The sequence below is a fragment of the Streptomyces sp. NPDC029164 genome (genome assembly GCF_055563995.1).
This window is the reverse complement of the sequence record NZ_JBVHWW010000022.1, coordinates 91,357-111,062: the sequence shown is the minus strand read 5'-3', so window position 1 is coordinate 111,062 and position 19,706 is coordinate 91,357. Positions and strand designations below refer to the sequence as shown.

At 73.9% G+C, this 19,706-nt stretch carries 18 protein-coding genes; 9 read left to right on the top strand and 9 right to left on the bottom strand.

What is annotated here, in order from left to right; genetic code table 11:
- Window positions 1-4: 4 nt before the first annotated feature.
- Together ACZ4VT_RS22050 and ACZ4VT_RS22045 are read left to right on the top strand one after the other, a co-directional pair.
- Window positions 5-676 carry a DedA family protein gene (locus tag ACZ4VT_RS22050; RefSeq protein WP_467951925.1) on the top strand — a complete coding sequence of 224 codons (672 nt, stop codon included), beginning with the start codon at window positions 5-7 and terminating at the stop codon, window positions 674-676.
- Complete coding sequence (locus ACZ4VT_RS22045; RefSeq protein WP_467951923.1) at window positions 673-1,401, top strand: ankyrin repeat domain-containing protein; 729 nt, start codon at window positions 673-675, stop codon at window positions 1,399-1,401. Before ACZ4VT_RS22050 ends, ACZ4VT_RS22045 begins: the two co-directional genes overlap by 4 nt.
- On the opposite strand, the gene ACZ4VT_RS22040 is transcribed toward ACZ4VT_RS22045, so the two are convergent.
- The gene (locus tag ACZ4VT_RS22040) at window positions 1,382-1,930 is read right to left on the bottom strand and encodes a gamma carbonic anhydrase family protein (protein ID WP_467951921.1); all 549 of its coding nucleotides are present in this window, start codon (window positions 1,928-1,930) and stop codon (window positions 1,382-1,384) included. The two genes, ACZ4VT_RS22045 and ACZ4VT_RS22040, sit on opposite strands and share 20 nt — an antisense overlap.
- A 150-nt stretch (window positions 1,931-2,080) precedes the next feature.
- Between ACZ4VT_RS22040 and ACZ4VT_RS22035 the strand changes: the two genes are divergently transcribed.
- Window positions 2,081-2,857 (top strand): acyltransferase, encoded by a 777-nt coding sequence (locus ACZ4VT_RS22035; RefSeq protein ID WP_467951920.1) that lies wholly within the window; start codon window positions 2,081-2,083, stop codon window positions 2,855-2,857.
- A gap of 27 nt (window positions 2,858-2,884) precedes the next feature.
- Here ACZ4VT_RS22035 and ACZ4VT_RS22030 read toward each other — a convergent pair whose 3' ends face one another.
- The gene (locus ACZ4VT_RS22030) at window positions 2,885-3,751 is read right to left on the bottom strand and encodes an EamA family transporter (protein ID WP_467951918.1); all 867 of its coding nucleotides are present in this window, start codon (window positions 3,749-3,751) and stop codon (window positions 2,885-2,887) included.
- A gap of 118 nt (window positions 3,752-3,869) precedes the next feature.
- Here ACZ4VT_RS22030 and ACZ4VT_RS22025 point away from each other — a divergent pair, with 118 nt between their 5' ends.
- The gene (locus ACZ4VT_RS22025) at window positions 3,870-4,454 is read left to right on the top strand and encodes a helix-turn-helix domain-containing protein (protein WP_467951916.1); all 585 of its coding nucleotides are present in this window, start codon (window positions 3,870-3,872) and stop codon (window positions 4,452-4,454) included.
- On the opposite strand, the gene ACZ4VT_RS22020 is transcribed toward ACZ4VT_RS22025, so the two are convergent.
- Window positions 4,451-4,855, bottom strand: a complete 405-nt coding sequence (locus ACZ4VT_RS22020; protein ID WP_467951915.1) for a CoA-binding protein — start codon at window positions 4,853-4,855, stop codon at window positions 4,451-4,453. The two genes, ACZ4VT_RS22025 and ACZ4VT_RS22020, sit on opposite strands and share 4 nt — an antisense overlap.
- 106 nt (window positions 4,856-4,961) lie before the next feature.
- On the opposite strand from ACZ4VT_RS22020, the gene ACZ4VT_RS22015 reads away from it, so the two are divergent.
- From ACZ4VT_RS22015 to ACZ4VT_RS22005, 3 genes are all read left to right on the top strand, one after another.
- Window positions 4,962-5,588: a YigZ family protein gene (locus tag ACZ4VT_RS22015; RefSeq protein ID WP_467951913.1), complete on the top strand. Its 627-nt coding sequence runs from the start codon at window positions 4,962-4,964 to the stop codon at window positions 5,586-5,588.
- A gap of 85 nt (window positions 5,589-5,673) precedes the next feature.
- The gene (locus ACZ4VT_RS22010; RefSeq protein WP_362807189.1) at window positions 5,674-6,843 is read left to right on the top strand and encodes an exonuclease SbcCD subunit D; all 1,170 of its coding nucleotides are present in this window, start codon (window positions 5,674-5,676) and stop codon (window positions 6,841-6,843) included.
- Window positions 6,840-9,851, top strand: coding sequence for an AAA family ATPase (locus ACZ4VT_RS22005; protein ID WP_467951910.1), 3,012 nt, complete (start codon window positions 6,840-6,842; stop codon window positions 9,849-9,851). The genes ACZ4VT_RS22010 and ACZ4VT_RS22005 overlap by 4 nt, the downstream gene beginning before the upstream one ends.
- On the opposite strand, the gene ACZ4VT_RS22000 is transcribed toward ACZ4VT_RS22005, so the two are convergent.
- A complete protein-coding gene (locus ACZ4VT_RS22000; RefSeq protein WP_467951908.1) occupies window positions 9,841-10,287 on the bottom strand; it encodes an Lrp/AsnC family transcriptional regulator in 447 nt (148 codons plus the stop codon). The two genes, ACZ4VT_RS22005 and ACZ4VT_RS22000, sit on opposite strands and share 11 nt — an antisense overlap.
- 94 nt (window positions 10,288-10,381) lie before the next feature.
- On the opposite strand from ACZ4VT_RS22000, the gene ACZ4VT_RS21995 reads away from it, so the two are divergent.
- On the top strand, window positions 10,382-10,939 hold the full coding sequence (locus tag ACZ4VT_RS21995; protein ID WP_467951906.1) for a rhodanese-like domain-containing protein: 558 nt from the start codon (window positions 10,382-10,384) through the stop codon (window positions 10,937-10,939).
- A gap of 147 nt (window positions 10,940-11,086) precedes the next feature.
- Here the strand turns inward: ACZ4VT_RS21995 and ACZ4VT_RS21990 are convergent, their stop codons facing one another.
- The 4 genes from ACZ4VT_RS21990 to ACZ4VT_RS21975 form a co-directional block, all read right to left on the bottom strand.
- A complete protein-coding gene (locus ACZ4VT_RS21990) occupies window positions 11,087-12,799 on the bottom strand; it encodes a DUF885 domain-containing protein (RefSeq protein WP_467951905.1) in 1,713 nt (570 codons plus the stop codon).
- 328 nt (window positions 12,800-13,127) lie between these two features.
- A complete protein-coding gene (locus ACZ4VT_RS21985) occupies window positions 13,128-14,570 on the bottom strand; it encodes a GNAT family N-acetyltransferase (protein ID WP_467951903.1) in 1,443 nt (480 codons plus the stop codon).
- Between the two features lie 142 nt (window positions 14,571-14,712).
- Entirely contained in the window at window positions 14,713-16,272 is a 1,560-nt protein-coding gene (locus ACZ4VT_RS21980; RefSeq protein WP_467951902.1) for an alkaline phosphatase D family protein, read from the bottom strand.
- 220 nt (window positions 16,273-16,492) lie between these two features.
- Window positions 16,493-17,344 carry an alpha/beta fold hydrolase gene (locus ACZ4VT_RS21975; RefSeq protein WP_467951900.1) on the bottom strand — a complete coding sequence of 284 codons (852 nt, stop codon included), beginning with the start codon at window positions 17,342-17,344 and terminating at the stop codon, window positions 16,493-16,495.
- Between the two features lie 291 nt (window positions 17,345-17,635).
- Between ACZ4VT_RS21975 and ACZ4VT_RS21970 the strand changes: the two genes are divergently transcribed.
- The gene (locus ACZ4VT_RS21970) at window positions 17,636-18,406 is read left to right on the top strand and encodes a GntR family transcriptional regulator (protein ID WP_467951898.1); all 771 of its coding nucleotides are present in this window, start codon (window positions 17,636-17,638) and stop codon (window positions 18,404-18,406) included.
- A 69-nt stretch (window positions 18,407-18,475) separates the two neighbouring features.
- Here ACZ4VT_RS21970 and ACZ4VT_RS21965 read toward each other — a convergent pair whose 3' ends face one another.
- Window positions 18,476-19,630 carry an ROK family transcriptional regulator gene (locus ACZ4VT_RS21965; RefSeq protein ID WP_467951896.1) on the bottom strand — a complete coding sequence of 385 codons (1,155 nt, stop codon included), beginning with the start codon at window positions 19,628-19,630 and terminating at the stop codon, window positions 18,476-18,478.
- Between the last annotated feature and the right edge of the window lie 76 nt (window positions 19,631-19,706).

Sequence of the window (19,706 nt, the reverse complement as noted above, 5' to 3'; positions counted from 1 at the left end):
ACCGGTGCACATCCAGGAATGGCTGGAGACGATTCCGGCGGTCAGCATCTATCTCCTGGTGGGTCTGGTCATCGGGCTGGAGAGCCTCGGCATCCCGCTGCCGGGCGAGATCATCCTGGTCAGCTCGGCGCTGCTGGCCTCACAGCACGGCGAGATCGACCCCGTGATCCTGGGGCTCTGCGCGATCACCGGGGCGATCGTGGGCGACTCGATCGGCTACGCGATCGGCCGCCGCGGCGGCAAGCCGCTGCTGGAGAAACTGGGCCGGCGCTTCCCCAAGCACTTCGGACCGCAGCAGGTGGCGCTGGCGGAACGCTCCTTCGAGAAGTGGGGCGTGTGGGCCGTCTTCTTCGGCCGGTTCGTGGCGCTGCTGAGGATCTTCGCGGGCCCGCTGGCGGGCGTGCTGCACATGCCGTACTGGAAGTTCCTGATCGCCAACGTCTTCGGCGGGATCCTCTGGGCGGGCGGCACCACCGCCGTCATCTACACGGTCGGCATCGTCGCCGAGCCGTGGCTGAAGCGGTTCTCCTGGCTGGCCCTGGGCCTCGCCGTGGTGTTCGGCCTCGTGGTGACCCTGGTGGTGCGCAGCCGGATGAAGAAGGCGGCCGCCGAGGCGGGCGCGCCCGGGGTCGAGGTCCCCGCGCAGTCGGAGGCGCGGGCGACGGTCGGCGAGTGACGGCGGCGGGGCGCCCGGAGCCGGACTGGTCGGACGAGGGCCGGGAAGACCACTACCACGCGCTGGCGAACGGGCTCGGACGCGCCGCCGAGGCCGGGGACACGGACCTGGTGCGGCGCCTGCTGGCCGAGGGAGCCGAGGTCGACGACTGGGTCCAAGGCGGCCGCAGGGCGCTGGACCTGGCGGTGTGCGCGGGGCACGCGGACATCGTGCGGCTGCTCCTTGCCGCGGGCGCCGACCCCCGGCTCGTCGCCGGCCCGTACTACGAGTCGGGGCTGCTGTCGCTGGCGGCGATGAACGGGCACACGGACGTCGCAGGGGCCCTCCTCGACGCCGGCGTCGACCCGGACGGTCCGGAGGGGAAGCTCCACCACGTGCCGCTGATCCTCGCGGCCACCGTGGAGGGCGGGCACCGGGACACCGTGGATCTCCTGCTGGAGCGGGGCGCCGACATCGAGGGGCGGATGAAGGGCAGTACCGCCCTCGACTGGGCGGCCGCCTGCGGATACTCCGCGATGGTGGAGCAGCTGCTCGCGCGCGGCGCCGCGGTCACGAAGCAGACCGTGCTCGGCGCGATGGCGGGCCGCAAGCGCAACGTGGACGGCGGCATCAAGTACGGCCGGCGCGACCGCGACCCGGAGTACGTGGCCGTCCTGTCCGCACTCCGGGCCGTGTGGGAAGCCCGCTGGATCCGAGAGAGACGGCCTACTGGCCCTCCACGGTGACCGAGTCGCGGTGCTGCTTGGCCAGCTCCACGTACATCAGGGCGTTGATGCGGATGTGCTCGCGCTCCTCCTCGGACAGCTCGCGGCGCACCTTGGCGGGGACGCCCGCCACCAGCGAGCCCGGCGGCACGACCATGCCCTGCGGGACCAGCGCCTGCGCGGCGACCAGCGAACCGGCACCGATGACCGCGCCGTTCAGCACGGTCGCGCCCATGCCGATCAGGCAGTCGTCCTCGACGGTGCAGCCGTGCACGACGGCGTTGTGGCCGATGGAGACCCGCTCGCCGATCGAGACGGGGAAGCCCGGGTCCACGTGGACCGTGCAGTTGTCCTGCACGTTGCTGTCGGCGCCGAGCGTGATCGGGCCGCAGTCGGCGCGCAGCACCGCCGAGTACCAGATGCTCGCGCCGGCGGCGAGGGTGACGTCGCCGACCACGACCGAGGTGGGCGCGGTGAAGGCCGTCGGGTCGATGTCCGGGTTCTTGCCGCCGACACCCGCCACGAGTGCCTGGGCCGCCTGGTGCGTCATGTTGTCTTCCTCTGCCGTGTGTCTGTCGTCTGTCGTCCGGGTGCCGCGCCAACAGCACCGTAGGGCACGCGGCCCCGCGTCCCGGCGATGGGGTGAAGATCACAGGATGGTGGTCCGGACGACCGCCGCCCGGCGCACTACCGTGGCCGGGTGCCGAAAAAGCAGAACACGTTCTCATCTCTGACGGCCCTGCGCCGCCGGCTGGCGAGCGCCGCGGTCCACACCGGCTGGCGCTGGATGCAGCGGGCCGGCGCTGTCACCGCGCAGACCCCCGGGCCCCTGCGGTTCGGGGCGATCGGCGAAGGCACCCGGCTGGCCTTCCCGCAGGGCACGATCTTCGGCGAGGCCTGGATCCGGCTCGGCGGGCACTGCATCATCGGCGAGCAGGTCACCCTCACCGCCGGGATGATGCCGGACCTCGACCTGGGCGCGGAGCCGATGCTGGTGCTCGGCGACGGGGTCGTCATCGGTCGGGGCAGCCATGTCATCGCCGACGCCCGGATCACCATCCAGTCGAACACCTTCTGCGGTCCCGGGGTCTACATCACGTCCACGAACCACAGCTACGACGACCCGCACGAGCCCGTCGGCCGGCAGTGGCCGCGCAGCGCACCCGTGGAGATCGGCCCGGGGTGCTGGCTCGGCACCGGCGCGGTGATCCTGCCGGGCGCGCGGCTGGGCCGCAACGTCGTGGTGGCCGCGGGGGCCGTCGTACGGGGCGAGGTGCCGGACCACGCCGTGGTGGCGGGGGCGCCGGCGCGCATCGTACGGCGCTGGGAGCCGGAGACGGGCTGGCAGCCGCCGCTGCGCACGCCGGCGCCGGTGCCGATCCCGGACGGGATGACCCCGGAGCAGCTGCGCGGGCTGGCCCGGCTGGCGGAGGCTGAGCAGGCGCAGGTCGAGCAGGCGCAGGTCGAGCCGGCGTAGGCCCTCTCTTCGGGGGTCCGGGACCGGTCAGCCCGCGGCCAGGAGGACCGTTCCCGCCAGGGCCAGGCCGGCGCCCGCCGCCTGGATGCCGCGCAGCCGCTCCTTGAGCACGGCGAAGGCGGCGAGCGCGGTGACCACCGGGTAGAGCGAGGACAGGACGGCGGCCAGCGTGACCGGGCCGTTCTGGGCGGCGAGGGAGTACGTGCCGTTCGCCGCGACGTCCGCGAGGCCGACGAAGGCCAGGGCGGGCAGCAGCCCCCACAGGATCCGCGGGCCGGTGCCCGCCGGCAGGGCCGGGACGCCGCGCCGGGACTGCGCCCACAGGGCGGCGCCGCCCACGGTGACATTGGTGACCCGCTGGACGAACAGCGCGAGGAACAGCCCGGTGAGGGTGGCGGACGCCTGCGCGATCAGGGCCATCACCGCGCCGAACCCGAAGGCCGCGACCAGGGTGAGGACGACGGCCTGCCGCTGGACGGGCGCCCCGCGCAGCTCCGGACCGCCGGCGAGGACGATGCCGACGACGGCCACCGCGATGCCCGCGAACTGGCCGAGGCCGGGCCGCTCGCCCAGCACCAGACCCGCGGTGACGGGAACGACCACGCCGAGGGAGCCCAGCGGGGAGACCACGCCCATCGGGCCGAGGGCGAGCGCCTTGTAGAAGCTGAGCATCGCCACCGGCCCGACCAGGCCGGCGCCCACCGCGAACCACAGCTGCGGTCCGGCCTCCCGCCAGGCGCCGGTGCCGAGCACCACCGCGCCGAGCACGAGGACGGCGACGATCTGCGAGACGACGACCACCGTGAGCGCCGGTATCCGGCGGGTCAGCAGCCCGCCGCCGAAGTCGGCGAGGCCCCACAACACGGCTGTGGCCAGGGCGAAGAGGGCGGTCATGCGGGGCCTCGCAGTACAGTGCAGTGAACGGTGGAGTGCAGCATCGAATACACCGCACGATAGTTCAGTTTACTGGACTGTGGCATCCAATATCTTGGACGAAATGGAGTGGGGGTCCGTGTCCGATCTCGAAGAGCTCACCCAGGCACTCGCCCGCAACCTCAAGCGGTGGCGCGCGGAGCGCGGCTTCACCCTGGAGGCCCTGGCGGCCCGCGCGGGAGTGAGCCGCGGGATGATCATCCAGATCGAGCAGGCCCGTACCAATCCCAGCGTCGGGACCACCGTCAAGCTGGCCGACGCCCTCGGCGTCAGCATCACCACGCTGCTCGACCACGACCACACCCCGCAGGTGCGCGTGGTGCTGCCCGGGCAGGGGGTGCGGATGTGGTCATCCCAGGCGGGCAGCGGCGCGAGCATGCTGCTCGGCGACGACAGGCGCGGTCCGGTGGAGATGTGGATCTACCGGCTGGAGCCCGGCGACGGGACCGCCTCGGACCCGCACCCGGCCGGCGCCTTCGAGATGCTGCACGTCACGGAGGGGGAGCTGACCCTCGAAGTGGACGGCGAGCGGTACGCGGTCCCCGCGGGCGGGGCCGTCTCCTTCGAGGCGAACCTGCCGCACGCCTACCGCAACGAGGGGCCCGGGCCGATGGAGATGACGATGGCCGTCTCCATCCCGCCCGTCCGTCCCTCCGGAGCCTAGAGCGCGGGGATCTCGATCGCCGGGCAGCGGTCCATGACCATGCTCAGCCCGGCCGCGCGCGTGCGCTCGAAGGCGGCCTCGTCGATCACGCCGAGCTGGAACCAGACGGCCTCGGCGCCGACGGCGGCCGCCTGGTCGGCCACCGGGCCGGCCAGCTCGCTGTTCACGAAGACGTCCACCACGTCCACCTTGAACGGGATCTCCGCCAGCGAGGCGTACCCGCGCTCGCCGTGCACCGTCTCGGCCTTGGGGTGGACGGGGACCACGCGCTTGCCGAACCGCTGGAGCACGCGCGCCACCCCGTAGGCCGCCCGGTCCTGGTTGTTCGACAGGCCCACCACGGCCCAGGTGTCGCCGAGCTCGGTGAGGATCTTGCGGATGGTTGCCGGGTCGCCGTACACGGGCGCCGCCTCCTGTGGTTCTCGTCCGTCGTTCGCGTCTGCTGCCGTTGCCGTTCAGCCTGATCAACCGAAAGGACACATGTCCGATTCCCCGTAGGGTGGAGCGGTGAAGGCAGACCAGTACGCGACGGTGGCCCGCGAGGGCGTGCACGAGTCCGAGATCAACCGTTCGCGGTTCCTGTGCTCGCTCGCGCCCGCCGCGACCGAGCAGGAGGCGCAGGAGTTCGTCGCACGCGTCCGCAAGGAGCACCCCACCGCCACGCACAACTGCTTCGCCTACGTGATCGGCGCCGACGCCTCCGTCCAGAAGGCCAGCGACGACGGCGAGCCCGGCGGCACCGCCGGGGTCCCGATGCTGCAGATGCTCATGCGCCGCGACATCCGCTACGCCGTCGCCGTGGTCACCCGCTACTACGGCGGCGTGAAACTCGGCGCCGGCGGCCTGATCAGGGCCTACGGCGGAGTCGTCGGCGAGGCGCTCGACGAGCTCGGCACCGTCACCCGGCGCCGCTACCGGCTGGCCACCGTCACCGTCGACCACCAGCGGGCCGGCAAGACCCAGAACGACCTGCGCGCCACCGGCCGGGCCGTGGTGGACCTGCGCTACGGCTCCGCGGTGGAGATCGAGGTCGCCCTCCCGGAGACGGACCTGCCCGCCTTCGAGGCCTGGCTCGCCGACAGCACGGCGGGCACCGCCGGTCTCACCCTCGGCGGAGAGACGTACGCGCCCTGAGCGCCCCCGGGGACGGGTTAGCGTAGAGGGGTTCAGCGAGCGGGAGACGACCAGGGGGAGACGGCATGCGCGGCGGGGCCGGCGAGTGAAGTTCCTGCACACCTCGGACTGGCACCTCGGCCGGGCCTTCCACCGGGTGAACCTGCTCGGCGCCCAGGCCGCCTTCGTCGACCACCTCGTCGAGACCGTCCGCGAGCGCGAGGTCGACGCCGTCCTCGTCGCCGGTGACGTCTACGACCGGGCCGTGCCCCCGCTGCCCGCCGTCGAGCTGTTCGACCGGACCCTGCACCGGCTCGCCGACCTCGGCGTGCCCACCGTGATGATCTCCGGCAACCACGACTCCGCGCGCCGGCTCGGCGTCGGCGCCGGACTGATCGACCGCGCCGGGATCCACCTGCGGACCGACCCGGCCGGCTGCGCCGAGCCCGTCGTACTGGCCGACGTACACGGCGAGGTGGCGCTCTACGGGCTGCCCTACCTGGAACCGGCCCTGGTGAAGGACGAGTTCAGCGCGGACAAGGTCAGCCACGAGGCGGTACTGGGCGCGGCCATGGACCGGATCCGGGCCGACCTGGCCGCCCGCGCGCCCGGCACCCGCTCCGTCGTCCTGGCACACGCCTTCGTCACCGGCGGGCAGTCCAGCGACAGCGAGCGCGACATCACCGTCGGCGGGGTCGAGGCCGTGCCCGCCTCCGTCTTCGACGGGGTGGACTACGCCGCCCTCGGCCACCTCCACGGCTGCCAGACCATCAACGAACGGGTCCGCTACTCCGGTTCCCCGCTCGCCTACTCCTTCTCGGAAGTCCACCACCGCAAGACCATGTGGCTGATCGAACTGGGCGCGGACGGTGAGATCGGCGGCGCCGAGCGCATCGACACCCCCGTACCGCGCGCCCTCGCGCGGCTGCGCGGACGCCTCGACGACCTGCTGGCGGACCAGGCGCACGCGGTGCACGAGGACGCCTGGGTCGAGGCCACCCTCACCGACCCGGTACGCCCCGACGACCCCATGGCCCGGCTCGCCGCCCGCTTCCCGCACACCCTGAGCCTCGCCTTCGACCCCGAGGGCCGCGAGGAGGAGTCCGGCTCCTCCTACGCCCAGCGGCTGCGGGGCCGCAGCGACCAGGAGATCGCCGAGGACTTCGTCGCCCACGTGCGCGGCGGAGGCCGGGCGGACGAGGCCGAACGGGCCGTCCTCCAGGGCGCCTTCGACGACGTACGGGCCGACGACAGCCGTCAGGAGACCCACCGATGAGGCTGCACCGGCTGGCCGTCACCGCCTTCGGGCCCTTCGCCGAGCCCCAGGAGATCGACTTCGACGCGCTGTCCGGCGCCGGCATCTTCCTGCTGCACGGGCCCACCGGAGCCGGCAAGACCTCCGTGCTCGACGCCGTCTGCTACGCGCTCTACGGCTCCGTGCCCGGCCCCCGCCAGGCCCCCGGCACCAGCCTGCGCAGCGACCACGCGTCCGCCGGGACCCCCACCGAGGTCACCCTCGAACTCACCGCGGGCGGCCGCCGGCTGGAGATCACCCGGCGCCCCGAACAGGACCGCCCCAAGAAGCGCGGCACCGGCACCACCAAGGACAAGGCCCAGAGCCGGCTGCGCGAGCACACCGGCGAGGGCTGGGAGCCGCTCAGCCGCTCCCACCAGGAGATCGGCGAGGAGATCGAGCAGCTGCTCGGCATGAGCCGCGAGCAGTTCTGCCAGGTCGTCCTCCTGCCGCAGGGGGAGTTCGCGAAGTTCCTGCGGGCCGACGAGGCCGCCCGTGGCCGGCTCCTCGGCCGCCTCTTCGACACCCGCCGCTTCGCCGCCGTCGAGGCCCTGCTCGGGGAGCGCCGCCGGGCCGCCGAGGCCAAGGTCCGGGCCGGCGACGAGAAGGTCCTGCACACCGCGCAGCGGCTCGCCCAGGCCGCCGGGGACAGCGCCGACCTGCGGGCCTGGCCGCTGCCCGGACACCAGCCCGGGGATCCCGGGCTCGCCGGCGCGGTCCGCGCGTGGGCGGCCGTCGCCCGCTGCTCCGCCCGGGAGCGGCTGGACGTCGCCGAGTACGCGCTCGCCGCCGTCGAGAGCCGCCACCACGCCGCCCGGCGGGCCGCCGAGGACGCGCGCGAGCTCGACAGGCTCCAGCGCCGGCACGCGGAGACCGTCCGCCGGGCCGCCCTGCTCGCCGCGGCCGAGCCCGAGCGGGAGCGGGTGCGCGACCTGCTGGACCGGGCCCGGCGCGGCGCCTTGGTCGCCCCCGCCCTGGAACTGCGCGGCGCCGCCTCCGCCGCGCACCTCGCCGCCGCGCACGCGGAGGCCGCCACCCGCGCGGAACTCCCGCCGCAGCTGAAGGAGGCGGGCACCGAGCAGCTCGCCGCCGTGGAACAGCGGCTGCGCGAGGACCTCGGCGCACTCGGCGCCGCCCAGCGGGCCGAACAGCGCAGCTCCGAGATCGGCCGCGAGCGGGCCGACCTGGAACGGGAATCCCGGGCCGCCGAGGAACAGCACCAGGAGTCCGCCGAGTGGCTGGAGCGCTGGGGGGCGACCCGGACCGCCCTGCAGGAGCGCGCGGACGCCGCCCAGCAGGCCGCCACCCTGGCCGAGCAGCTCGCGGGCCGGCTGGAACCCGCCCGGATGCACCTGGGCGCCGCCCGCCGCAGGGACGAGCTCGCCGCGGACGCGGAGCGTGCCGAGGCCGAACTGCTCACCCTGCGCGAGGAGTCGGCCGCCGCCCGGGAGCGCTGGCTGGAGCTCAAGGAGGCCCGGCTGCGCGGGATCGCCGCCGAACTCGCCGAGGCCCTGGTGGCGGGGGAGGCCTGCACCGTGTGCGGGTCCGCGGAACACCCCGCTCCGGCCCGCCCGGCCCCCGGCCACGTGGACCGCGCCGCCGAGGACGCCGCCCACGGCCTCTTCGAGCGGGCCGAGCAGGCCAGGGCCGCCGTCGAACGCCGGCTCGCCGCCGCCCGGGAGGCCCGCGCCGAGGCCGCGGCCGCCGCCGGGGACGCCACCACCGCCGAAATCCTCGCCCTCACCTCGGACCTGAGCGCGCGGCACGCCGCCGCCCACGCCGCGGCCGCCGGACTGCACTCCGCCCGGGAACAGCTCGCCCGCGCCGAACGGGAGCACGCCACGCGCAGCGCGGAGCGGCAGGGCGCCGAGACCCGGGCCGCCGCCCGGGCCTCCCGCCGCGAGGCCCTGGACCGGGAACAGGCCTCCCTGGAGGCCGAACTGACCCTCGTACGGGACGGCGCGCCAACCGTCGCCGCCCGCGCGCGCACCCTGGAGGACCGGGTCCGGATGGTCTCGGCCGCCGCCGGGGCGCTGCGCCGTGCCGAGGGCACCGCCACCCGGCTGAAGGAGGCCGACGACCAGCTCGCCGACGCCGCCTTCAAGGCCGGCTTCGACACGATCGAGGCCGCCGCCGACGCGGTGCTCCCCGAGTACGAACGCACCGCGCTGCAACACCGGCTGGACGCCTGGCAGACGGAGGAGGCCCTCCTCGCCGACCGCCGCGGCGAAACGGGCGCCGCCGAAGCGGCGGCACGGCCCCCGGCCGAACCGGAGCGGGCCGAGGCGTACGCGGCCCAGACCGCGGCGAGGCTCCGTACGGCGGGGTCGGCCGCCGACGCGGCCCGGGTGCGCTGCACGGAGCTGGACCGGCTCTCCCGGCAGGCCGAGCAGGAACTGCGCGCACTCGGCCCGCTGCGGGAGGCGTACGACCGCGTCGCCCGGCTGGCCGGACTCACCGCGGGCACCTCCGCCGACAACGAGCGCAAGATGCGGCTGGAGGCCTACGTGCTGGCCGCCCGGCTGGAGCAGGTGGCCGCCGCCGCGACGGTACGGCTGCTGCGCATGTCCGGCGGCCGCTACACCCTGGTCCACTCCGACGCGCGGGCGAGCGGACGCGGGCGCTCCGGCCTCGGGCTGCACGTGGTCGACGCCTGGACGGGCAGCGAGCGGGACACCGCCACCCTGTCGGGCGGCGAGACCTTCTTCGCCTCGCTCGCCCTCGCGCTGGGCCTCGCCGACGTGGTCACCGACGAGGCGGGCGGCATGCGCCTCGACACCCTCTTCATCGACGAGGGCTTCGGCAGCCTCGACGACCAGGCGCTGGACGAGGTGCTCGACGTACTGGACTCGCTGCGCGAGCGGGACCGCAGCGTCGGCATCGTCAGCCACGTCGCCGACCTGCGCACCCGGGTCCAGGCCCAGCTGGAGATCGTCAAGCAGCGCGGCGGCTCCGTGGTGCGCCACCGCACGGCGGCATTCACGGACTGAGCGGCCGCCGGGGCAGCGGAGAGGAGTAGACGACGCTCGTCGTCACCGAACCGAGCCCCGAGATCCGGCCCGTGACCTCCTCCAGGTGCCCCATCGAGCGGGTCGCGACCTTGAGGACGAAGCAGTCGTCGCCCGTGACGTGGTGGGCCTCCAGGATCTCCGGGGTGGCCTCCAGGAAGTCGTGGAAGGGCTTGTAATTGCCGTGCGGATAGCGCAGCCGCACCAGGGCGAGGATCGACTTGCCGAGCTTCTCCGGGTCCACCACCGCCGTGTAGCCGGTGATGATGCCGGTCTCCTCCAGCCGTCGGACCCGCTCGGTGACCGCGCTCGCGGACATGGACACGGACCGGGCGAGCTCGGTGAAACTGGCGCGGCCGTCCCGCTGGAGGGCTTCGAGGATGCGCCAGTCGGTGGCGTCAGGGGAATAGTCGGTCATGGGGCCGGTCTAGCAGGGGATTCCCCGGCAGGGCAAGCAAAGGGCCGGGGAAAGTCGCTTCCGGGGGTGATCAACAAATCGTAGATTTATTGCCATGACGACGACGAAGAACACCGCCACCGCCTCCGCCGCTGCCTCCGCCACCGCCTCCGCCGCTGCCTCCGCCACCGCCTCCGCCAACCCCGTGCTCCGGGTGCCCCCGGCCTCCCCGGCCGCGGCCGCCGCGTACTTCGCCGCGAGCCTGGCCTTCCACGCGGACGTCTCGGACGTCGCGAGCGCCTTCAAGGCCCACCGCGAGACGGGCGCCGAACTCGGCTTCCAGCTCGTCGACTCCCGCTCCACCCCGTCGTGGGACCAGGCCCACGTGCCCGGCGCCGTCCACCTGCCCACGGCCCTCATCCCCGAGCAGGCCGAGCGGCTCCTGGACAGGAACGTCCCGGTGGTGACGTACTGCTGGGGCCCCGGCTGCAACGGCGGCACCCGCTCCGCCCTCGCCCTCGCCGAACTCGGCTTCCAGGTCAAGGAGATGCTCGGCGGCATCGAGTACTGGATCCGCGAGGGCTTCGAGGTCGAGACCTGGCAGGGCAACCAGCAGCGCGCCGAGGCCGACCCGCTGACCGCGCCCACCGACTCGGACGACTGCGGCTGCTGACGTGAGCGCCTTACGAGGCGTGAGCGCTTTACGAGGCGTGAGCGCTTGACGAGGACGTCGTGCTGTCCCACGCGGACGGGCCGCTCGTCCCCCGGGGGAGACAAGCGGCCCGTCAGCCGTTCGCGCCGGGCGGCACCGGCCGCGCCGTCAGAGCTTCGACAGCTCGTCCACCAGGTCGTCCAGCCCCAGCGAGCCCTGCGACAGCGCCGCCATGTGCCAGGCCTTCAGGTCGAAGGACTCGCCGTGCGCGGCCCGCGCGTTCTCGCGGCCCAGCAACCAGGCGCGCTCGCCCAGCTTGTAGCCGATCGCCTGCCCCGGCATCGACAGGTAGCGGGTCAGCTCGCTCTCGATGAAGTCGGCCGGCCGGCCGCTGTGCAGGCCGAAGAACTCCTGCGCCAGGTCGACCGTCCAGTTCTCGCCCGGGTGGAACGGCGAGTCGTCCGGGATCCGCAGCCCCACGTGCATGCCGATGTCCACGATGACCCGCGCCGCGCGCATCATCTGGCAGTCCAGGTAACCCAGGCGCTGCTCGGCGTCCTTCAGGTAGCCCAGCTCGTCCATCAGCCGCTCCGCGTACAGGGCCCAGCCCTCGCAGTTGGCGCTGACCCAGCCCACGGTGGCCTGGTAGCGGGAGAGCTGGTCCGCCACGTGCGTCCACTGCGCGAGCTGCAGGTGGTGGCCCGGCACGCCCTCGTGGTACCAGGTGGAGACCAGGTCGTACACCGGGAAGCGGGTCTGTCCCATGGTGGGCAGCCAGGTGCGGCCCGGGCGGGAGAAGTCCTCCGAGGGGGAGGAGTAGTACGGGGCCGCGGGGCCGCCCGGCGGGGCGATCCGGGACTCCACCTTGCGGACGCGCTCGGCGAGTTCGAAGTGGGTGCCGTCGAGGTTCTCGATGGCCTCGTCCATCAGGCCCTGCAGCCAGGCCTGGACCTCGTCCACGCCCTCGATGTGGGTACCGTGCTCGTCCAGGTGCTTCAGCGCCTCCCAGGGGCCGACGCCCGGGAGGATCTTGGCCGCCTCGGTCTTCATCTCGGCGAGCAGCCGGTGGTACTCCGCCCAGCCGTAGGCGTAGGCCTCGTCCAGATCGAGGTCCGTGCCGTTGAAGTAGCGCGACCAGCGGGCGTAGCGCTCGCGGCCCACCGTGTCCGGCTGGCCCTCGACGGCCGGGGCGTACACCGCGCTCATCCAGTCGCGCAGTTCGACGACGGCCGCGGTGGCGCCGGCGGCGGCAGCGTCCAGCTCGGAGCGCAGGGTGTCCGGGCCGGCGGAGACGAACTCCGCGAAGAAGGCACCGCCCTCGTGGCCCTCGCCGCCCTCACCGGCCCACGCGCCGAGCTGGCCGATCATGGTCGCGGTGGCGCGCGGGCCGCCGTACAGGCCGCGCTCCAGGCCGAGCCCCAGGCTCTCGCGGTAGCCGGCGAAGGCGGCCGGGACGGCGCGCAGGCGCTCGGCGATCGCCGCCCAGTCCTCGTCGGTGTCGGAGGGGGTCAGGGTGAAGACCTCACGGACTTCGTGAGCGGGACCGTGGATGTTGCTGACGGCGCTCAGGTGCTCGTCGGCCTCGTGGACGGCGAGCTCGGCGGTGAGGCGCTCGCGCAGCAGGCGGGCGCAGCGGCGCTCGGCGTCGCTCTCGGCACCCGGCAGCGCTTCGGCGGCGTCGAGGCGGGCGAGCGTGTCGCGGGCCAGCTCGGCGACGGCCGCGCGACCCGCCGGCGAGAAGTCCGGAAGCTTGGTGGAGCTCGCGGCGACACCGAGATAGGTGCCCGTGATCGGGTCGAGGGCGATGAGGGCATCGACGTACGCGTCGGCCACCTGGCGGGGCAGTCGAGGTGCGTTGCCGTTCTGGAGGATCTCTGACATGCGGCCATCTTCGTATGTGCGACGGGCTTCCGTCATCACAGATTGCCGTCAGCCTTCCGACGTGGACCGGGGTCGGTCCTGCGGGGCGTACGGGAGGAAATCAACCCCCCTTTGGCGCAAGTGAGTTCGCGTCGCGCTGGAGGGGCGGGGGGATGCCGGCGCGCCCCGATTCCGGCCGGATCCGAAGGACCGCGGACGCTGTCCATCCGATTGCCGGACGTCCCGTTACGGGCGGTTCGTACGGGCTTCCGGCGATCCGGACCGGACCGGACCGCGGCGGGGTCCGCGGGCCGGTCCGGGCGCTCGGTGCGGGCGGCGCGACGGGACCTCAGTGCGGGCGGCGCGCGGCGGCCTGCTGGTCGTGCGGCAGCTCGCGGGGGAGCTCGTAGGGCAGGCGCGAGCTGACCGGGGTGGCGTCGAGCCGGGCGGTGATCACCAGGGTGCCCTCCTCGATCTGGTAGTCGAGGGGGAGGCCGAGGCCGCGCATGGCGGCGACCATGCCGGTGTTGGCGGCCCGCGTGACGGCGTACACGCTGTCGCAGCCGGCCTCGACGGCCATCGAGATGAGCCGGCGCAGCAGCTCGGAGCCGATGCCGCGGCGCTGCCAGTCGTCCTCGATGAGCAGGGCGACCTCGGTCTCGTCGCCGTCCCACAGCAGGTGGCCGAGGGCGACGAGCTTCCCGGAGGCGGTGGTGGCGGCGAGGGTGCGGCCGAAGCGGGGGCTCAGCAGGTGGCCGAGGTAGCGGTCGGCGTCGGCGACCGGCCCGTGGTAGCGCAGCCCGAGGGTGCGATCGGAGCAGCGGTCGTGCATGGCGCGGGCCGCCGCCTGGTCGGAGCCGTCGGCGCGGCGCACGGTGATCTCGTTGCCCTCGGGCAGGGTCAGCACGTCCTGGCTGCGCGGGACGCGGGGGCCCAGCCGGGCGTCGAGCTCGACCAGGGCGCGGGCCCTCGCGAACTCGGTCGGGGTGAAGGGCAGGTAGGGCCGCTCCACGGTGATCGCGCCGCCGGAGGGGTCGCGCAGCCGCATGACGGTGGCCTCCAGGACCCCTTCGACGGGCGCGTCCGCGCCGAGGTTGGGGCGGCCGGAGAGGGTGGTCGCCGGGATCGAGTGGATGGTGCAGCGGCCGAGCAGCTGGCGCAGCGCGAGGGGGAGCTCGGCGGCGTCGAGGGCGGTGCGGGTGGCCAGCCCGAGGACGCGGGTCGGGGTGTCGACGAGGTCGTGGGCGTCGGCGCGCTCGATCCAGGTGCTGTGGCCGCCGGCCCCGGAGATGGCGCGGGTGAGATCGGCGGAGGTCACCTGCTGCGGGGCGCGCAGCAGGAACTCGTCGACCGTGCCGCCCTCGGGCAGCGGGTGAGTCTGGAGGGTCAGGATGTCGACGCCGCTGCGGGCGAGCGCGGTGCAGACGGCTGCCAGGGAGCCGGGCTCGTCCCGTACGGTCGTGCGCATCCGCCACAGGCTGGTGGTGGCGGTCGCCGGGGCACTCGGGCCGGAGGCCGCGGCCGCGGGCGGCGTCGTAGCACCGGGCACTGTGCTCCGGGGCGGCGGCGCATGGCTGTGCCGCCGTGCCCACCAGGTGTGGAACGCGGCTGTCACCAGGAGTGCGACGGCCGAGGCGACCAGCAGGATCGGGCCCCTCGGACCGTGCGCGACGAGATTGGCGATGGCGTCGGCGACCGCGACGGCGCAGAACAGGGCGGCGAGTTCGACGAGGTCGCGGCGCCAGTGGTGGCGGTGGGGACGCTGGGCGGAGGCGAGGCTACGGTCAGTCATGCACACCACTGTGGCCCAGGGGTGTTGCGTGATCACGAACGATCTGTGACCGACTGGTTAAGTGTCCATCTGGCCGATTTCATCCAGTTTTCCGGGCCATTTCCGGAAACGAAGGTGGGCGCGGCGCCCGCCGGGTCCGGCCCTACTGGCCCACGCGGCCGGGCTGGAGCGTCCTGGTGAACAGTACGCCGCCGCCCTTGCGGCGCAGCCGGACCGTGAGCTCCCCGCTGCCGCCGTCGATGTCGACCTCGCCGTAGTACGGAGGGTTCTCCGACGGCGACATGTTGGCGAAGGGGGCCGACTGGACGTACGCCGTCTCCGGGCCGAAGGTGGCGTCGAGCCGTCCGGCCGGGAAGCCGCCGGCGCCGATCGGGCCGGACACGAACTCCCAGAACGGTGCGAAGTCGGTGAAGGCGGCCCGTTCGGGCGCGTAGTGGTTCGCGGCGGTGTAGTGCACGTCGGCGGTGAGCCAGATGGTGCCGGTGATGCGCTGGTGCTTGATGTGGCGGAGGAGTTCGGCGATCTGGAGCTCGCGGCCCAGCGGGGCGCCCGGGTCGCCCTGGGCGACGGCCTCGAAGTTCGTGGCCCCGTCGGGGACGACGATGCCGAGCGGCATGTCGGCGGCGATGACCTTCCAGGTGGCGCGGGAGCGGGAGAGCTCGCGCTTGAGCCAGGCCAGCTGCTCGGGGCCGAGGATGCCGACGGGGTCCTCGGTCCGGGTGTTGGGGGAGTTGGCGTCACGGTACGTGCGCATGTCGAGCACGAAGACGTCGAGCAGCGGGCCGTACCGCATCACCCGGTACATCCGGCCCTCGGCGCGGCCGCCGCGCAGGTCGGTGACGGGGAAGTACTCGCCGAAGGCCTGGCGGGCGCGGGCGGCGAGGGTGTCTGCCTCCTTGACGGTGTAGCGGGGGTCGTCGATCAGCTGGCCCGGGTACCAGTTGTTGCGCACCTCGTGGTCGTCCCACTGGGCGAGGACGGGAACCTGGGCGTTGAAGGCGGTGAGGTTGCGATCGAGCAGGTTGTAGCGGAAGTTCCCGCGGAACTCGGCGAGCGTCTCGGCGACCTTCGCCTTCTCCTCGGTGGTCACATTGCGCCAGAGGCCGCCGTCGCGCAGGGGCACGGACTCCTTGATCGGCCCGTCGGCGTAGATCGTGTCTCCGCTGAAGAGGAAGAAGTCGGGGTTGCGCAGCCGCATCTCGTCGAAGACGCGGTAGCCGCCGAGGTCGGGGTTGATGCCCCAGCCCTGGCCCGCCAGGTCCCCGGACCAGAGGAAGCGCACGTCGTGGCGGCGGGAGACCGGCGTGGTGCGGAAGGTCCCGTGGACGGGCTCGGCGGTGCGGCGGGGGTCGTCGGGGTCCGCCAGGACGACGCGGTAGTGGATCTGCTGGCCGGGCGGGAGGTCGCGCAGGACGGTGGTCCCGGTGAAGTCGCTCGACGGGCCGAGCAGCGGGCCGCGGTGACGGCGTACGGCGTAGCGGAACGCCTCGCTCGGGGAGGTCTCGACGTACATCCGCGCGAGGCGGTCGGAACGGGTCCAGACGGTGGCCGAGTGGGCGGTGATCTCGCCGGACTGGACGCCCCAGAGCGCCTTCGGCCGGCCGGAGCGGGCGAAGGCGGGGGCGGCGAGTGCCGGAGCGGTGAACAGCGCGGAGGACAGGGCGAGGGAACCCCCGATGAGGGTCCGTCGGGTGTGCGGCATCGATGCCATTGGTGCGTCTCCAGGGGCCGGCGAGGACGGGTCGGACCAGCGTGCCGCCGCACCCCGGCCCGGCCGCGTCGCCCACGCGAACCTGGGATGAACAGCCGTCAGCCGCTCATCCGTTCGGCCGCCCGGTACTTCGTACCGCCTCCCGCGGGGCCCTCGCCTGGTCCTCGCCCGGCCTGTCGGGAGGCGCCGCGGGCGGTCCCCCGGCAGCCGCTCAGGCCGTCACGAGGCTCGCGCGGCGGGCCGTGTCCAGGATCACCCGCGAGACGAGCGCCGGATCGTCGTTCATCGGGACGTGGCCGCAACCGGGGAGCCGGACCAGCCGGGCGTCGGGGACGGTGTGCTTGGCGCGCACGCCCTGGCGGCGCAGCAGCAGGCGGTCGTGCGTCCCCCAGGCGATGGTGACCGGCAGGCCGGGCACGTCCTCGGTGAACCGTACGGAACCGCCGGCGGCCAACGTCTCCTCGAAACCGGTGGCATCGCGCAGGGCGAGCGTCTCGGCGACCACGGCCTCGGGCGAACGGCGGGACGGGCGGGCGTAGATGGTGCCGGTGAGCGCGGCCCGGCCGGCGGCGTTGCGCGAGAGCCGCCGTACCGCGGGCAGGGGCAGGGCTTTGGCGCCGGCCCGCATCGCGAGGAGGGCGGCGAAGGCGTAGCGGCGCTCGCCCTCCGTCCAGAACCCGGCGGGGGACAGGGCGGTGACGGAGCGGACGAGCTTGTTCCGGCCCATTTCGAGGGCGAGCAGCCCGCCGAGCGAGTTGCCCGCGACGTGCGGGCGCTCGACGCCGAGGGCCGCGCAGAGCGCCCCGAGCGCGGGGGCCACGGTCCCCAGGGTGTACGGAACCCCCTGCGGCAGCGGCTCCGAGGCGCCGAAGCCCGGCAGGTCGACGGCGATCACCTCGTGCTCGGCGGCCAGGATGTCGGTCACCGGCTGCCAGGCCTGGAGGTGGTGGCCGATGCCGTGCAGCAGGAGAAGCGGTTCGCCGGAGCCCTTGCGCTCGTAGGCGACGGTGGTGGTGCGGGGGCCGAGCGGCGAGTCGAACGTGAAGGAGACCGTGGCGGTCATGCTGCTGCTCCTCGTCGGTGGGACGCGTGCGAGACAGGCTGTCAGTAGGGCCTACCGCCATGATTACCGTCCGGTAGCCCTTGACTACAAGCCTTCGGAGCACACGAGAACATCCCGTGAACGGCTTGATACGTATGCCCGATCTGCCCGGCAAAGGGATGACCATTGGTCTTGACCAAGGGGGTGCGCCGTCCTATCGTCGCAGGGATAGTGCAGGAACCTTTAATAAACAAAGGCGCGGAACTGCCGCTGGAACACACGGCGAGTGCAGCGACGGCAGGAGGAGTCAGGGTGGGGACCACGCAGCTCGAAACGGCGCCGGAGCCGAAGTACTGGCACCTCAAGACCGTCCTCAGCGAGGCGCTCGACCAGGACTTCGCGGTCGGTGAGGTGCTTCCCAACGAGCGTGAACTCGCCGCCCGTTTCGGCGTCGCCCGTGCGACCCTGCGTCAGGCGCTGGAGCAGCTTGAGCTGGAAGGCCGGCTGCAGCGCCGCCGCGGCGTCGGCACCACCGTCGCCCCGCCGCGCCTGGGCGTCGCCGTCGGCACCGCGCAGCACAGCTGGCCCGGCGACGGCGCCGAAGGCTGGGAGCCGGTGGACGCGGCCGAGAGCCTGCCGCCCGCCGCGGTGCTCAAGCTCCTCGGCACCGGTGGGGATTTCGCCGCCGAGCAGCCGGTGCACACGGTGCGCCGCACCCGGGTCGCGCAGGGCCAGGCCGTCGCCGCCGAGCTGCTCTACGTTCCGGCCGCCTCGGTGCCCGGACTCCCCGCGATCGAGGCCCCGTCCGGACCGGCCCGTGCCCGCGCCGTTCTGCGCGAACTGCAGCGGCTGGTCCTCGACGGCCAGGACCGCTCGGTGGAGCTCGGCTCCGCGCGCGCCGACGACGCCAAGGAACTGGACCGCCTGCCCGGCGCCCCGGTCCTCCTGGTCACCACCCGCTACTTCACCGCCGCCGGTACGGCCGCCGTCTCGGTGGCCACCTACCGCGCCGACACCTGTCGCCTCACCTTCGGCGACTCGGGCAACGTCGAGATCACCCACGAACCCCGCGTCGCCTCCTGACCCCGCGGGCCGGGACCGGGTCCGGGCCGGCACGGCCCGGCCGGCCTCGGCGGGACCGGGGAGCGGCGGTCAGCGGTGGGCCGTGACCGTCTTCTCCACGGCGAAGAGCTCTTCCTCGACGTGGTCCAGCGCGAGGCGCAGGGCGCCCGTCGCCACCGCGGCCTCGCCGAGCAGGGAGAGGGCCACCCGCGGCGGGCGCAGGCAGTAGCGTTCCAGCTCCCGGCGCAGGGGCTCCAGGACTCCGTCGAGCCCGGCTGCCCATCCGCCGACGACCACCAGCTCCGGGTCCATCGCCAGGACCAGCGCCGCCACATCGTGGACCAGCCGCTGCAGGAACCGCTCCACGGCGGCCACCGCGCGCTCGTCGCCCCGCCTGGCCATCGCGAAGACCTCGGCGACGGCAGGCTCGTCCAGGGGGTGCAGGGGCTCGCCGGTGGTCGACAGCAGCCGCTCGGGCGTGACCTCGCGGCCCAGCAGGTGCAGGGCGCCGATCTCACCGGCCGCCCCGCCGAAGCCCCGGTGCAGCCGGCCGCCGATCAGCGAGCCGGCACCGGGACTGAGCCCGGCCATCACGAACACCATGTCGCCGGTGTCCCGCGCGGCGCCCTTCCAGTGCTCGGCGACCGCCGCCGCGTTGGCGTCGTTCTCCACGTGCACGGGGCAGCGGAACGAGCGGCGCAGCCGCTCCCCGAGCGGCAGCCCGGTCCAGCCGGGCAGCGCCGTGCCGAGGCGGACCGTGCCGTCCGCCTCGACGATCCCGGGGCTGCCGACCCCGACCGCCCGCAGGGAGTCCCGCGGGACGCCGGCGCGGCGCAGCAGATCGGCTACGGCCGCCCGCACCCGCTCGAGCCGTTCGTCCGCGGACGCGTCCTCCGCGACCTCCTTGGTGCCCGCGCCGATGACGCGGCCGTCCAGTCCGGACAGCAGCACCGCGATCCGGTGCGAACCGATCTCGATGCCCAGCAGGTGCCCCGCCTCGGCCCGGAAGCGGAACCGCCTGGCCGGCCGTCCTTGGCGTCGCGCGCCTTCCTCCGCATCGGCCTCGACGACGAGCCCGGTCCCGATCAGCCCCTCCACGACACCTTCGACGGTCGGCCGGGAGAGCCCGGTCAGCCGTGTGAGGTCGGTGAGGGTCGGCGATCCGGCCGTGCGCAGCGCGCGCAGCACGACGGCGGAATTGATCCGCCGGAGCAGAGAGGGGTCCCCGCCGGTCAGCTGCCCCAACGTGTGTCCTCCCAGCTAGCGAGCTTGTCAGCCGGATCGTACTGCGCCCCCGGTGCGGCGGCGAGAAGCGGCCCCC